13 protein-coding genes are annotated in these 13,743 nt (G+C 49.5%); 12 read left to right on the top strand and 1 reads right to left on the bottom strand.

Features of this window, described 5'->3' with window-relative positions:
- Positions 1–48 precede the first annotated feature (48 nt).
- The 6 genes from ABC831_RS16050 to ABC831_RS16025 all read left to right on the top strand — a co-directional run bounded on the left by ABC831_RS16050 (position 49) and on the right by ABC831_RS16025 (position 4,927).
- Complete coding sequence (locus ABC831_RS16050) at positions 49–642, top strand: SOS response-associated peptidase (protein ID WP_343249110.1); 594 nt, start codon at positions 49–51, stop codon at positions 640–642.
- Positions 643–783: 141 nt separating this feature from the next.
- A complete protein-coding gene (locus tag ABC831_RS16045) occupies positions 784–2,049 on the top strand; it encodes a DNA polymerase Y family protein (protein WP_343249109.1) in 1,266 nt (421 codons plus the stop codon).
- The gene (locus tag ABC831_RS16040; RefSeq protein ID WP_158353788.1) at positions 2,046–2,300 is read left to right on the top strand and encodes a hypothetical protein; all 255 of its coding nucleotides are present in this window, start codon (positions 2,046–2,048) and stop codon (positions 2,298–2,300) included. The genes ABC831_RS16045 and ABC831_RS16040 overlap by 4 nt, the downstream gene beginning before the upstream one ends.
- A gap of 163 nt (positions 2,301–2,463) precedes the next feature.
- Positions 2,464–3,732: a hypothetical protein gene (locus ABC831_RS16035; RefSeq protein WP_343249108.1), complete on the top strand. Its 1,269-nt coding sequence runs from the start codon at positions 2,464–2,466 to the stop codon at positions 3,730–3,732.
- Between the two features lie 79 nt (positions 3,733–3,811).
- Entirely contained in the window at positions 3,812–4,123 is a 312-nt protein-coding gene (gene trxA, locus ABC831_RS16030) for a thioredoxin (protein WP_343249107.1), read from the top strand.
- A 99-nt stretch (positions 4,124–4,222) separates the two neighbouring features.
- Complete coding sequence (locus ABC831_RS16025) at positions 4,223–4,927, top strand: Crp/Fnr family transcriptional regulator (RefSeq protein ID WP_343249106.1); 705 nt, start codon at positions 4,223–4,225, stop codon at positions 4,925–4,927.
- On the opposite strand, the gene ABC831_RS16020 is transcribed toward ABC831_RS16025, so the two are convergent.
- Positions 4,863–5,363 carry a YbaK/EbsC family protein gene (locus ABC831_RS16020; protein WP_343249105.1) on the bottom strand — a complete coding sequence of 167 codons (501 nt, stop codon included), beginning with the start codon at positions 5,361–5,363 and terminating at the stop codon, positions 4,863–4,865. The genes ABC831_RS16025 and ABC831_RS16020 overlap by 65 nt on opposite strands.
- A 1,058-nt stretch (positions 5,364–6,421) precedes the next feature.
- On the opposite strand from ABC831_RS16020, the gene abc-f reads away from it, so the two are divergent.
- The 6 genes from abc-f to rsmD all read left to right on the top strand — a co-directional run bounded on the left by abc-f (position 6,422) and on the right by rsmD (position 13,737).
- A complete protein-coding gene (gene abc-f / locus ABC831_RS16015) occupies positions 6,422–7,948 on the top strand; it encodes a ribosomal protection-like ABC-F family protein (RefSeq protein ID WP_343249104.1) in 1,527 nt (508 codons plus the stop codon).
- Between the two features lie 77 nt (positions 7,949–8,025).
- Complete coding sequence (locus ABC831_RS16010; RefSeq protein WP_343249103.1) at positions 8,026–8,955, top strand: magnesium transporter CorA family protein; 930 nt, start codon at positions 8,026–8,028, stop codon at positions 8,953–8,955.
- Positions 8,956–8,986: 31 nt separating this feature from the next.
- On the top strand, positions 8,987–10,687 hold the full coding sequence (locus ABC831_RS16005; RefSeq protein ID WP_343249102.1) for a GGDEF domain-containing protein: 1,701 nt from the start codon (positions 8,987–8,989) through the stop codon (positions 10,685–10,687).
- A 49-nt stretch (positions 10,688–10,736) separates the two neighbouring features.
- Positions 10,737–11,576 carry an amidohydrolase family protein gene (locus tag ABC831_RS16000; RefSeq protein ID WP_343249101.1) on the top strand — a complete coding sequence of 280 codons (840 nt, stop codon included), beginning with the start codon at positions 10,737–10,739 and terminating at the stop codon, positions 11,574–11,576.
- Between the two features lie 66 nt (positions 11,577–11,642).
- Positions 11,643–13,079, top strand: a complete 1,437-nt coding sequence (gene miaB, locus ABC831_RS15995) for a tRNA (N6-isopentenyl adenosine(37)-C2)-methylthiotransferase MiaB (RefSeq protein WP_343249159.1) — start codon at positions 11,643–11,645, stop codon at positions 13,077–13,079.
- A gap of 106 nt (positions 13,080–13,185) precedes the next feature.
- On the top strand, positions 13,186–13,737 hold the full coding sequence (gene rsmD / locus ABC831_RS15990; protein WP_343249100.1) for a 16S rRNA (guanine(966)-N(2))-methyltransferase RsmD: 552 nt from the start codon (positions 13,186–13,188) through the stop codon (positions 13,735–13,737).
- Positions 13,738–13,743: the final 6 nt, after the last annotated feature.

Genomic DNA, 13,743 nt, shown 5'->3' with positions numbered 1-13,743 from the left:
AGGTAAAAACTGGGCAAAAAAATGACTGTATGCAGGAGGCGGTATAAAATGTGCGGCAGATATCAGATCGATGATGAGGTTTCAGTGGAAATCCGCAGTATGATAGAAAAAATAGAGCAGAAAACAGCGGGAGTCAGCCTGAAAAGAGGGGAGATCTATCCCACGAATCTGGTTCCGGTCTGGATGCCTGTGAGCGGACAGATGGAACCCGGGGCCGCCGTCTGGGGGTTCCCCGGATTCAGCGGCAAAGGCGTTCTGATCAATGCCCGGGCGGAAACCGTACTGGAGAAGAAAACTTTCCGCTCCTGTATGGAACAGCGCCGCTGTGTGATCCCGGCCAGCGGTTTTTATGAGTGGGATACCGGAAAAAACAAAATTTATTTCAGGAATCCGGACGCAGAGGTCCTCTATATGGCGGGGCTTTATCAGCAGAATGACCAGGAGGTACGTTTCGTTATCGTGACAACCCAGGCGAACGCTTCCATGCTGGATGTGCATAACCGGATGCCGCTGCTGCTCCAAAAAGAGGAATTGGAGGATTGGATTCTGGATGAGCGCAGGGCGAGAGAAATGCTGTCGCAGGAACCCTGCCAGCTGGAGAAATCCTGTGAGTTCGAACAGGCCAGGCTTCCGTTTTTATAAACGAATCTTCTTTTATAAACAGAATCTTCCACTTCACAAAAGAACATATGTTTGCTATACTATAAAAAACAGGTACTAAATGCCCATGGCGAAAAAAATAGAAATGGGCATTCAGTGCCCATAGCGTTAGGAAGTGAACATATGTGCGAAAAGATTATTTTCCATATCGATGTCAATGCAGCCTTCCTTTCCTGGGAGGCTGTTTACCGTCTGCGGGTACTGGGAGGTACAAAAGACCTGCGCGCCATCCCCTGCGCGGTGGCAGGGGACGTGAAAAAACGCCATGGAATTATTCTGGCCAAATCAACTCCGGCCAAGAGATACGGAATTCAGACAGGAGAGCTGATCGGAGAAGCCCTGAAGAAATGTCCCGGACTGGAGCTGGTTCCGCCCCACTATGATCTCTACGACACCTGCTCGGCAGCCTTTATGGAGATTTTAAAGCGCTTTTCACCGGTGGTGGAACAATATTCCATCGATGAGGCTTATTGTGATATGAGCGGAACCTGCGGTATGTACGGCTCTCCGGTAGCGGCCGCCCAGCTGATACGGCGCACGATCCGGGAGGAACTGGGTTTTACTGTAAATGTAGGGGTATCCTCCAACAAATTGCTGGCGAAGATGGCCTCGGATCTGAAAAAACCGGATATGGTCCACACCCTGTTCCCTCACGAGATCCGCCAAAAGATGTGGCCGCTGCCTGTCTCCGAGCTCTTTTTTGTGGGCCGGGCCACTACGAGAAAGCTGTTTTCGCTGGGAATCCGGACGATCGGTGAACTGGCGGAGGCGGACCCCTCCCTGCTGAAAGCACATTTAAAAAAACACGGCCTTCTGATCCATCAGTTCGCCAATGGAATCGACGCCGCAAAGGTGCTGGAGGAGATCCCGGCCAACAAAGGATATGGGAACAGTATGACGATGCCCTTTGACGCAAAAAGTCATGAGATGGCAGACCATGTGCTGCAGGCGCTGTGTGAAACGATAGGAAGCAGGCTCAGAAAAGACGTGGTGATCTGCGGTGTAGTGGCGGTGGACATCGTTTATGCGGATTTTGAGAGGATTTCCCATCAAATGCATCTGGATGAACCGACTGACGTGACCGGCATACTTGTAAAGGCAGCCGCCAGATTATTTCGGGAGAGCTGGAATGGTATGCCGGTCCGGCATCTGGGCGTACACACCTCTGGGATCGTTCCGAAACCGGAGGAACAGCAGATTCTGCTGTTTGGATGGAACCGTCTGAAAAAGCTTCAGGATATGGACCGCACAGCCGATGAGATACGAAACCGGTTCGGGGAGGACTCCCTTAAGCGGGCCGTATATCTGAACAGTCCGATCTGTCACATGGCAGGCGGCATCAGCAGGGAAAAAAAGAGCGTAAATTATCAGGAGGTGAGTGTTGAGTGAGAATCCCCATTGATGTGATTGCCACATTCAATACACTGGGGAAGATAAAACCGAATTACATCCGCCTGGAAGACGAAGAACATCAATTGCGGACTTTCCGGGTGGAACAGGTGGAATATACAAAGGAGGAAAAATGGGCGGGAATACCGGTGATGGTATTCCTTTGTGATATCATAACCGGAGGACTGAAAAAACAGATCACCCTTTTTTACTACCGGGAACAGCATAAATGGATGATCGACGGAGGCTGACGAAGAATGAGAAAGGCTGAGAAAGGCCCGGGAGACTGTCCGAAAATCAGGGTGTATAAAATAAAAGAGTTGGATGTCAGCAGACAAATCTGGTATGATGGAGAACATAGAGAGGTTTGAACGCAGGTGAGGGGATGTAAAGGTATAAGGAGGACGCAGCGGTATGGAGAGCTGGAAGAGAGCGTTGGACGAGGAAGGATTCGGAGTAAACGGGGCCCTGGAGCGCGTGTTGGAGCTGTGGAGAGGAATTCCCACGGAAGTGCCGGCGGAAGGAATCCGCCCTGTTTCTAAGAAGCAGAGGGAGGAAAATGCGAAGCGGGGAGAGGCGGCTTTGCGCAGGATGCGCAGGCACATGAAGGATTTTCCCCAGGCAGTGTCCGCGCAGAAGAAGTGGCGGGAACAGGGGGAGCGCACGGTGCTTGAATCGATGGAGCATGACGTGATCTTTCAGATGGGGAAGCTTCCGGCGAAGGTGAGGCGGCAGTTCCTGGAGGCGACGAAGGAATATTTCCGGCAGACCAGGCGGTATGACCGGGAACTCAGGCTGGAGGAACTGGTGCAGGGGCTTAAGAATTATTTTGTCTATTTTATGCTGGCACTGGCGGCAGGAGAAGGGGAATGGTTTCAGCGGGCCATCTGGAGTTACAGCCTTTTGTATCCCTATACGGATAATTTCCTGGATGGAGATTACAGCAGTGAGCAGAAAAAAAGATTTAATGAGATGCTGGTAGGAAAGCTGCTGGGGGAATACGTGGAAACGCAGGATAGGCTGGAAGAAAAGGTGTGCGGGCTGATCGATGTGATTGAGGAGATATATCCCAGAAAAGATTTTGAAGAGCTGTATGATTTTTTGATGATTATTTATGACGCGCAGCTGGGCAGTCTTGGACAGCACGGAGCAATGAGGCTTGGGGAGGAAGAACTGCTCCGGGTGTCTGTCTATAAAGGCGGAGCTTCTATCTATGTAGACCAGTGCCTTGTGAATGGGCACATGGACCGGCGGGATATTTATTTTTTGACCGGATTTGGATTCTTTTTGCAGCTGGCGGATGATCTGCAGGATGTGCAGGAGGACCTGGATAACGGTCATCAGACTTATATGACGAAGATGGCGGAGGGCAAAGAACTGGAGAAGGCGGTCGGACGGCTTCTGGGCTTTGTGGCCCGCCTGTTTGCGCAGGCCTGGCGTGGGATATCGGATGTCCGGGAATTCATGCTTGATAATAGTGTGCAGCTGATATGCACCGCGGTACTGCAGAAGCCCCAGTATTATACCGATGAGTTCGTGCGGAGGATAGAACAGTTAGCGGTGCTGCCGGCCGGGTTCTTAAAACAGATGGAAAATGAGGGAAATGAGATGGCGGAAGAATGGGCCCGGGAGTCTGCGGACCCGATGGAAATGCTGGATGTTTGGGCGGATTGCGAAATGTGACTTAGTTACAGAACCTTTTTCTCCTTTTGCGCTATTATAACAGTGTAAAATAAATTTATTCATAAAGGAGAGAACGATTATGGCAATCAAACATATTACGAAACAGAATTTTAAAGAAGAGGTACTGGAGAAGGAAGGAACGGTTCTGGTGGATTTCTGGGCTACCTGGTGCGGTCCCTGCAGAATGCTTTCACCCATCGTGGATCAGGTGGCGCAGGAAGTGGAAGATAAAGCCACCGTGGCAAAAGTCAATATCGATGAACAGCCGGAGCTGGCCGAGGCGCTGGGAATTATGAGTATACCTACCCTTATGGTATTTAAAAATGGGAAAAACGTGGATAAATCCGTGGGAGTGCGTTCCAAAAAGGCAATCTTAAATATGATTGACTAAAAATTTCTTCTGACCGTGTTTATCTGGCAATGTATCTGAATATGTTATATAATAAGTAACAGATTGATTGCTGGAATCTATTAAAGGTGTGATGAAAAAATGCTGTCAGAAGCGGAGATCGTATATATAAAGGAAACACTTCCCTTTTGGGAAGAATTAAGCGGGCAGAATCAGAAAGAATTGGCTGACGCTATGAAACTGCAGGAATTCAAAGCCGGGACCTGGCTCCACAGGGGAGATCAGGATTGCTCCGGCTTGTTCCTGTTAAAGAGCGGCCAGATCCGGACCTATTTTATCTCGGAGACCGGACGGGAAATCACGCTGTATCGTCTCTTCGAGAGGGACGTCTGTATCATGACCGCTTCCTGCATGATGAAAAATATCACATTTGAAGTGCACATCGAAGTGGAAAAAGACACACAGGCGTATCTGATTCCCATGACTGTCGTATCCAAAATGTCGGATACGCTTCTTCCAGTGAAAAGCTTCCTGAATGAACTGATGGCCTCCAGGTTTTCCGATGTCATGTGGGTGATGGAACAGGTTTTATTTACCAGCTTTGACAAACGGCTGGCTAATTTTCTCATGGAACAGATCGCGATCGAGGATTCGCCGACCTTACACATCACGCAGGAAAGAATCGCGTCCCATCTGGGGTCCGCCCGTGAGGTGGTGACCAGGATGCTGAAATATTTCCAGCAGGAGGGCGTCGTCCGGCTGTTCCGCGGAGGAATCGAGGTCATTGATGAGGAGGAACTGTATCGGAGGACGGATCCCAATTCTTACAGACATCGACCCAGCTAATACTGCCGGCGCACTTAAAGAGCTCATCGCAGGAGAGTCCAACTGCGCTGTTGGCGCTTCCGGCCGCGGGATAGACCGTGTCAAAACGCTTCAGAGAAATATCAGTATAAATTTCCGCTTTGGGACCAACGCCAAAGGGGCATACTCCGCCGATCGAATGGTTGGTGTAGAGTACGACTTCTTCCGGTTTCAGCATCGTGGCTTTCCGGCCAAAAGTATCCTTAAACTTACGGTTGTCAATCTTGGCGTCACCGGCGGTGACCACCAGGATACAGCCGTCTTCTTTTTGAAAGGAGAGGGTTTTCGCGATTTTAGCCGGAATGCAGTGAACGGCCTCGGCGGCCAGCTCAACGGTAGCGCTGCTAACCTCAAACTCCTGAATCCGGCCATCCAGATTCCATCTCTTCAAATATTCCCTGGCAATTTCAATAGACATGAAAGAAACCTCTTTTCCGTAATGAATTTATACCATTAAACCATATTTTTTGACTTCTGGCAAGATGGGGGTGCTAAGGGGCGCTAAGGGGGCGCTAAGGGGCCGGGGGACTGCCGGGGACCTGGATACAGCCCGTCTGGTGCCTGAACGGTTCGGGTCTGCGCTCAGAGGAAGTCCGGCAGGGTGAGGGGGCGATGTCCCTCCTCCTCACTTAAGGCTGTTACCCGGTGAAATCTAAATGAAATCGGTCCGGCAGGTTTGCGGTCCGTGGCTGATTCGCCCCGAATGCCGATGCATTCGCGGCTCAGCAGCCACCGAAAGACTGCAGGGAACGCAGTCTTTCGCCGCAAACCTGCCGGCCCGATTTCATTAAGATTTCACACGGGCGCCTTATGTGAGGAGGAGGGACATCGCCCCCTCACCCTGCCGGACTTCCCCTGAGCACAGACCCGAACCGGTCAGACACCAGACGGGCTGTATCCAGGTCCCCGGCAGTCCCCCTATCTTGGTGAAAGCGGAGTGCCATGTTCATTAATAAGTAAATAGACTGTAATATGTAAATAAGAAGTAATAAGTAAATAAGACCGTAATAAGTAAATAAACGGTAGACCATGGAACGAGGACTTTTGAAATGCAGGAGCGGCCTGGGGTTTGCTCCCCTTGCCCCAGGCCGCTCCGGACCTCATAACAAAAATCCCCCCTGTGCCAAACAGGAAACCATCTATTGACAAGGGGGAGAGGGGAGTTTATAATCGTAATAGAATTTAAAATAGAACGGAGTGGAAAGATGCGGATTACTTCTTGCTAATGGGTAGTTGAATAAGCGGAATATGTCGGGAACCGGTGGGAGCCGGTGTTTTTGGCTGTTTCGGGCAAGAAGGCTGTATCCTTTTCGTTTTTTTATTCGTCGATATCATATGGGTATATTCGGTCCGCAGGGATTCTTTTCAGGCGGGTTCGGACTGCGCTGGTATGGATGCAGGAAGCGGCTTTCTTGCATCATTTTTTTGCGTAAAAATGAAAGATATGCGCACAGGTGCAGGAAACGGAGGTATATGATGTCATTGATTGGTGTGTCAAAATTAACGTTTGAATATGAGGGGAGTTATGACCCCATTTTTGAGGATGTGTCGTTTCAGATAGATACGGATTGGAAGCTTGGATTTACCGGCAGGAATGGCCGGGGAAAAACTACGTTCCTGAAGCTGCTTATGGGGCAGTATGAATATCAGGGGACGATTTCCGCTTCGGTGGCGTTCGATTATTTTCCATTTGAAGTGCCGGATTACGGAATCGATACGCTGGAACTGGTCGGGCATATCCTTCCGGATTATGAGTACTGGAAACTGAGCCGGGAACTTTCGCTGCTGGAACTGGAGGAGGATGTGTTGTACCGGCCTTTTGGCACCCTGAGTAACGGGGAGCAGACGAAGGTTATGCTGGCGGTTTTGTTTCTGAGAGAAAACCATTTTCTGCTGATCGATGAACCTACGAATCATCTGGATCTGCATGCCCGGGAGGTGGTTAGCGCTTATCTGGATAAAAAGAAGGGATTTATTCTGGTTTCCCATGACAGGGCATTCCTGGACCGTTGTATTGATCACATTCTCTCTATTAACAAGACGGATATTGAGATCCAGCAGGGGAATTTCTCCAGCTGGTGGCAGAATATGGAATATCAGACCAGCTTTGAGATGTCGGAAAATGAGAAGTTAAAAAAAGAAATCCGGCATATGACCGAGGCGTCCAGGCGGACCGCAGGCTGGTCCGACGCAGTGGAAAAGACGAAATACGGGACCCGGAATTCCGGACTCCGGCCGGACCGGGGATTTATCGGGCACAAGGCGGAAAAGATGATGAAGCGGGCGAAGGCCGCCGAGGCCCGCAGGGAGAAAGCGGTGGAGGATAAGGCGGGTCTGCTGAAAAATGTGGAGAAGGCCCCTGACCTGAGGCTCTGCCCGCTGCAGCATCATAACAGGCGGCTGATTGAGGCCTCCGGGATTGAGATCGCGTATTCGGAGAAGCTTGTGTGCGGGCCTTTGGAGTTTCACGTGAATGCCGGCGACAGGATCGCGCTGACCGGACGCAACGGGGCCGGGAAGTCCAGCGTATTAAAACTTCTGGCCGGTTTTGATATTCCGCATCGGGGACGGCTGACAGAGGCAAGCGGACTTATCCTCTCCTATGTGGAGCAGGATACTTCCTTTTTGAAAGGAGAACTGGCGGATTTTGTAGAGCAAAGTGATCTGGATGAAACCCTGTTTAAAGCGGTTCTGCGCAAGCTGGATTTTTCAAGGGAGCAGTTCGAAAAGCGGATCGAAGAATTCAGTGCGGGCCAGAAGAAGAAAATACTGCTTGCCAGAAGTCTGTGTACGCCGGCGCATCTGTATATTTGGGACGAACCCCTTAATTATATTGACGTACTGTCAAGGATTCAGCTGGAGGAACTGATTTTAAAATTTAAACCAACCATGATTCTGGTGGAACATGATAAGACTTTTCTGGATCATACCGCCACCGGTTTCATAAGCCTGGACCGGTCTGAGCCGGTAAGGCGGAACACTGAGCCGGTAAGGCGGAATTGACATTTAAAGGCCCAGGAGATAAACTGAAATAGTATTGTTTACTGAAAAGATGGAAGGACAGAAAAGGAGCGGATCGTATGAGTGTATTCCGGCCGAACCATTATTACTGCATAAAAGATAAAATATATGAGACAGAGCACTTCCCCAGTGCAGAGGCGGCGGTCAGTATCGCCGTGGTGGATGAGCCGGAAGCGGGGCGATTAAAAGTAATGACGAAAGAACAGCAAAAGCTGTTGGAAGCCGGTAAAGCGATCCGCTTTATAAAGTACACGGATTATGAAGATTATTTATTCTGCACATTCCATATTCCCCTGCAGAAAAACATCCGAAAAGAATATGCCGAACTGACCATGCTGATCAGACAGAAGCTTCTGGTTATCGTGGTGCAAAACGAGGCGGCATCTGATCTGCTTTCTTCCTTTACGCCCAGATACGGCGGGCGGGTGCTGACCCTGGAACGTCTGCTGGCCGAACTTCTGGAGAGCTTCGTACAAAACGATCTGGAATATCTGGGAGAGCTGGAAGACCGGATCACACGGTTAGAAGAGCGTGCGATGGATGGGGAAGTGGCGAATTTTAACCACCAGATGGTACATATCCGCAAGGAACTGTTATATCTGCATAATTATTATGCCCAATTTCAGGATCTGGCAGATTGTTTTCAGGATAGTGAGAACGATATCTTTGCGGAAAACAGGTATTTTCGTTATCTGTCGGACAAAATGAGCCGGCTGTACGGCGAATGCCAGATGCTGCGTGAATATTCCATGCAGGTCCGGGAGTTTTATCAGGCACAGGTGGACGTAAAACAGAACACGATCATGAAATTCCTGACAGGTGTCACGACAATTTTTCTGCCGCTGACGCTGATTACCGGCTGGTATGGAATGAATTTTAATGGTATGCCGGAGCTTACCTGGAGGTTTGGATATCCGCTGGTTATACTGGTCAGCGTTTTGATTCTGCTGCTTTGTATCTGGATATTCAGGAAGAAGAAGTTCTTCTGAAGGAATGAGGATTAGGGAAGGGATGAGGACTATGATAAAAAATAAAAAAGAGCGGATCATACCCTTCTTGATGGGAACCGCCTGTATCGCGGCAATGGCAGTACTGTTATGGGTGGCATGTAATTTTCAGACTCAGAGTGTACAATTGATACAGGACTCCCTGGAGCCGCTTTCCGAAGGCTGGACCTATACAGCGGACGGGGAGTCCCATACAGTCACAGAGTTCCCTTTTACATTAAAATTCGAAGGGGAAGATATCACACTGTCCTGTGTCCTGCCAGAAGAGCTGCCGCAGGAAGGGGTCATCATGTATATCGCGGATCACCAGTATATACAGGTATATCTGGAGGATAGGTTAATATACGAATATGGGATTCAGGATCATACGCCATTCGGTCATGTCTTCGGATCGGTGACGAATCTGATTCCGGTTCCGGAAGGAGCACAGGGAAAACAGCTCAGTATCCGTGTCGTCGGCCCCGGAGGGTTCCATAATTATAATTATCATTTTTACCCGGTATACCTGGGAACTAAAAGTGCGGCAGTTTTTCATGTATTCCAGCAGAATTTTAATTCTCTGTGCTTTTGCTTTATCATTACTCTGATGGGGATTGCCTTCATAGTTACCGGCGTTTACCTGAATTCCAAGAAGTATCTGTCTAACGGAAGCAGCTTCTTTTACCTGGGGGTTTTTGCCCTGCTGGCTGCGGTCTGGATCTTGACGGATTCGAATATCATGCAGTTATGGTTCGGAAGCGCGCCGGTGATTTACATCGGATCTTTCTTTGCTTTTATGCTGATGGCCATTCCGTTCCTTCAGTATATCCGTCAGATTTTTGTGGGCGGAAAGCGTTTGTTAAATGTGTTGAGCCTGCTGCTGGTTCTGAATTTTTTCCTGATGACAACCCTGTATATTCTGGGAATCGTAGAGTTGTTTGAGACCAATCTTCTGACCCATCTGCTGCTGCTGTTCAGTATCGGCTGTATCGGGGTTCTGTGCTATCGGGAGAGAAAGGTCTATCATAATAATGAGATCCGGGGGCTGCTGGCCGGACTGTTTATTTTATGCGCGGCTGCTATTTTCAGCATAGTAAAATTTTATTTTTCCTCCCACAATAATAATTCCCTGTATTTTAGGATGGGATTGTTAGTCTTTATCGTAGTGCTGGGCTTCTCAACTTTGAAAAAAAGTCTGCTTCTCGTGAACACGAGGGCGGAAGCGGCCGCATACCGGAAACTGGCGTTTCTGGATTCTATGACAATGCTGGGAAATCGGACGGCTTTCGATACACAGACGGAAAAAGATCTGCAGGAACCGAAGAATGTAAAATCGGTAGCGATCGTCGTATGTGATCTGAATGACCTGAAAATCACCAATGACACTTATGGACATCGGGTTGGCGATAAAATGATCATAGGGTTCGCTCAGTGTCTGAAAGAAGCTTTTGAGGGTATGGGAAAGACCTACCGCATCGGCGGAGACGAATTTGCGGTATGGTTTGTTAATCAGCCGGAAGAGGCCATACAGGACTGTATCAGGCTTCTTTACGAAAAAGTGGAAAAACAGGAACCGGACCCGAGGTTCGAGCTGAAATATGCCTGCGGGTATGCCTTCGAAACTCTGGAAGACGGAAAAGAAATAAAATTCAACCAGCTGTTCAGCAAGGCTGATGCGAACATGTACCAGGAGAAATTGAAAATTAAGGGACTGGACGCGCGGCATTTTGATTGAAATGTGAGACATTCCTGTGTAAAATAGGAAGTTGTAAAGGTGGTAAAGGATGATGATGATAGATTTTCATACACATATTTATCCCGATCCGATAGCCGGGAGTACCTTGGAGAAGCTGGCGGGGAATTATGATCTGAAGCCGTATACGAATGCCACGGCTTCCGGGCTTCGGGCGTCGATGGAGGAGGCGGGCATACAGATATCGGTGGTGCTCCCTGTGATAACCAGAGTGGGACAGGTTCAGTCGATTAACCGGTTTGCCCGGGAGATTACACCTCAGACTTTTGATCATTCCGTGGGGCAGATCCTGTCCTTCGGGGCGGTGCATCCGCTCAGCGAACATTATAAGGAAGAACTTCAGATGGTAAAGGAGCTGGGGCTTAAGGGGATTAAGCTGCATCCGGAATACCAGCAGCTCTATATCGATGATATTCCTATGCTGCGGCTGATTTCCTATGCGGTGGAACTGGGGCTTGTCATTGTAATCCACAGCGGTTCGGAGAGTGACCGGGAGCAGAAGCTGCACTGCCTTCCCAGAATGGCGCGCCGGATGCTTCATGAGGTACAGCCTGAGAAATTGGTGCTGGCCCATCTGGGCGGATTCCGAGAATGGGAGGAGACGATGGAATATCTGGCCGGTGAAAATGTCTGGCTGGATACCGGGTTTATCGCCGGACATATGCCGGCGGATCAGGTGGAGATGCTGATCCGGGCCCATGGGGCCCAACGGATTCTGATGGCATCGGACAGCCCATGGAACGGCCAGAAGGATACGGTTGATTTTATAAACAGCCTGTCCTTAACCGGGGAGGAGAAGCAGATGATCTTCTCTGAAAATGCACTGCGGCTTCTGGATCTTACCATAGACGATGTGGACAGGAAATTGTAAGCTTGGAGGAAAACGATGGATATCAATAATAGGTACGATAGCGGTTGTATAAATAAAGACGGAAATATGGATAACGGCAGAGAACGGAATGACACGGGACAGCCGCCCCAGAGTGAGCCGCAGCGCCAATATTATTATATGGCGAGACTTAGGACGTATGTGGAGGAGAAGAGCCGGGAACTGGGACGGCCCCTTACCGCGTCGATCCAGACTTTCGGCTGCCAGATGAATGCCCGGGATTCGGAAAAACTGGCCGGAATTCTAAGGGAAGCGGGATATGAACAGATTGATTCGGAGGAAGCGGATTTCGTATTGTATAACACCTGTACGGTGAGAGAGAATGCGAATCAGAAGGTATACGGAAGATTAGGCACCCTGAACCACTGGAAAAAAGACCATCCCCATATGATGATTGCTCTGTGCGGCTGTATGATGCAGGAGCCTGAGGTGGTGGAGAAGATCAGGAAGAGTTACCGTTTTGTAGATATCTTGTTTGGGACCCATAATATATTCAAGCTGGCTGAGCTGATGGTCACCAGAATCGAAGCGGCGGACATGGTAGTCGATATCTGGAAGGATACAGACCTGGTCGTGGAGGATCTGCCCAACCGGAGAAAATATCCCTTTAAATCGGGAATCAATATTATGTTTGGCTGCAATAACTTTTGCAGTTACTGTATCGTACCCTATGTCCGCGGGCGGGAGCGGAGCCGGGAGCCGGGGGATATCTTAAATGAAATCAAGCGGATGGCAAAAGACGGTGTGACCGAGATCATGCTGCTGGGACAGAATGTGAATTCCTATGGGAAGACTTTGGATTCTCCGATGACATTTGCCGCGCTTTTGCGGGAGATCGAGAAGATCGAAGAATTGAAACGAATCCGATTTATGACATCCCATCCAAAAGATCTGTCGGATGAGCTGATCGAAGTGATGGGGAGTTCCGATAAAATCTGTAAACATCTGCATCTGCCGCTTCAATCCGGCAGCACCAGAGTGTTAAAGGAGATGAACCGGCGCTATACAAAGGAGCAGTACCTGGATCTGGTGGAACGCATCCGGGCCGGCGTACCGGATATCTCGCTGACCACGGATATCATCGTGGGATTTCCCGGTGAGACGGAGGAGGATTTCCTGGAGACCATGGATGTGGTTCAGAAGGTGCGCTATGACAGCGCCTTCACCTTCCTGTATTCCAAGAGGACCGGAACGCCGGCAGCAGCTATGTCTGACCAGGTGCCGGAGCATGTGGCGAAGGAACGGTTTGACCGCCTGTTAAAAGAAGTCCAGAAAATCTCCCGTGAGGTTACGGCAAGACACGAGGGGACGGTGCAAAAAGTCCTGGTTGAAGAAATCAACCATCAGGACGCTTCCCTGGTAACCGGCCGGCTTTCCCATAACACCGTGGTACATCTGCCGGGGGATGCTTCCATGATCGGCAGGATCACGGAGGTAAAACTGACCGAATGCAGAGGATTTTATTATCTGGGCGAACCGGTGTAAATAGAGAGAACCGGTGTAATAACAGGGAACCGTTGTAAAAACTTGACAGCGACCATAGGCAACCATATAATGGAATTAGTATTTTTTCAGAAATGGAACCAGAACGATGCGAGTGATAGCAGGAACAGCCAAAAGGCTGCCGTTAAAGACGGTACCGGGCACGGATACCAGGCCCACCACCGATAGAATCAAAGAGACTCTATTTAATATTATGGCGCCGTCTCTGGCCGACAGCCGCTTTTTGGATCTGTTTAGCGGAAGCGGGGCCATCGGGATCGAAGCCTTAAGCCGCGGGGCCGGGGAAGCCGTGTTTGTGGAAAATAACAGACAGGCCCTTGCCTGTATTCAGGAAAATCTGGCGTTTACGGGGCTTTCTGAGCATGCCCGGGTACTGCCTATGGATGTGCTCTCCGGAATCCGTTCGCTGTATGGACAGCCGGCGTTTACCGTGATCTTTATGGATCCGCCCTATGGTATGGAATATGAAAAGCAGGTGCTGCAGGCGCTGAAAGGTTCTTCCCTGGTGGATGCGGATACACTGATTGTGATCGAAGCCTCGATCGGGACCGATTTTTCTTACATGGAATCATTGGGATTTCAAATGATAAAAGAAAAAAAATACAAAACCAATAAGCATATTTTTGCGGAGCAGGTATAAGGAGAA

It is taken from the genome of Diplocloster hominis, assembly GCF_032380655.1.
Classification (GTDB): Bacteria; Bacillota; Clostridia; order Lachnospirales; family Lachnospiraceae; genus Diplocloster; species Diplocloster hominis.
The sequence above is the reverse complement of the archived record's forward strand: the minus strand, read 5'-3'. Positions and strand labels throughout refer to the sequence as shown.

Excerpts from the sequence above, each read along its gene's own strand:
- ABC831_RS16050 (WP_343249110.1), top strand. The coding sequence starts at position 49 with ATGTGCGGCAGATATCAGATCGATGATGAGGTTTCAGTGGAAATCCGC.
- ABC831_RS16045 (WP_343249109.1), top strand. The coding sequence starts at position 784 with ATGTGCGAAAAGATTATTTTCCATATCGATGTCAATGCAGCCTTCCTT.
- ABC831_RS16035 (WP_343249108.1), top strand. The coding sequence starts at position 2,464 with ATGGAGAGCTGGAAGAGAGCGTTGGACGAGGAAGGATTCGGAGTAAAC.
- trxA (WP_343249107.1), top strand. The coding sequence starts at position 3,812 with ATGGCAATCAAACATATTACGAAACAGAATTTTAAAGAAGAGGTACTG.
- ABC831_RS16025 (WP_343249106.1), top strand. The coding sequence starts at position 4,223 with ATGCTGTCAGAAGCGGAGATCGTATATATAAAGGAAACACTTCCCTTT.
- ABC831_RS16020 (WP_343249105.1), bottom strand. The coding sequence starts at position 5,363 with ATGTCTATTGAAATTGCCAGGGAATATTTGAAGAGATGGAATCTGGAT.
- abc-f (WP_343249104.1), top strand. The coding sequence starts at position 6,422 with ATGTCATTGATTGGTGTGTCAAAATTAACGTTTGAATATGAGGGGAGT.
- ABC831_RS16010 (WP_343249103.1), top strand. The coding sequence starts at position 8,026 with ATGAGTGTATTCCGGCCGAACCATTATTACTGCATAAAAGATAAAATA.
- ABC831_RS16005 (WP_343249102.1), top strand. The coding sequence starts at position 8,987 with ATGATAAAAAATAAAAAAGAGCGGATCATACCCTTCTTGATGGGAACC.
- ABC831_RS16000 (WP_343249101.1), top strand. The coding sequence starts at position 10,737 with ATGATGATGATAGATTTTCATACACATATTTATCCCGATCCGATAGCC.
- miaB (WP_343249159.1), top strand. The coding sequence starts at position 11,643 with ATGGATAACGGCAGAGAACGGAATGACACGGGACAGCCGCCCCAGAGT.
- rsmD (WP_343249100.1), top strand. The coding sequence starts at position 13,186 with ATGCGAGTGATAGCAGGAACAGCCAAAAGGCTGCCGTTAAAGACGGTA.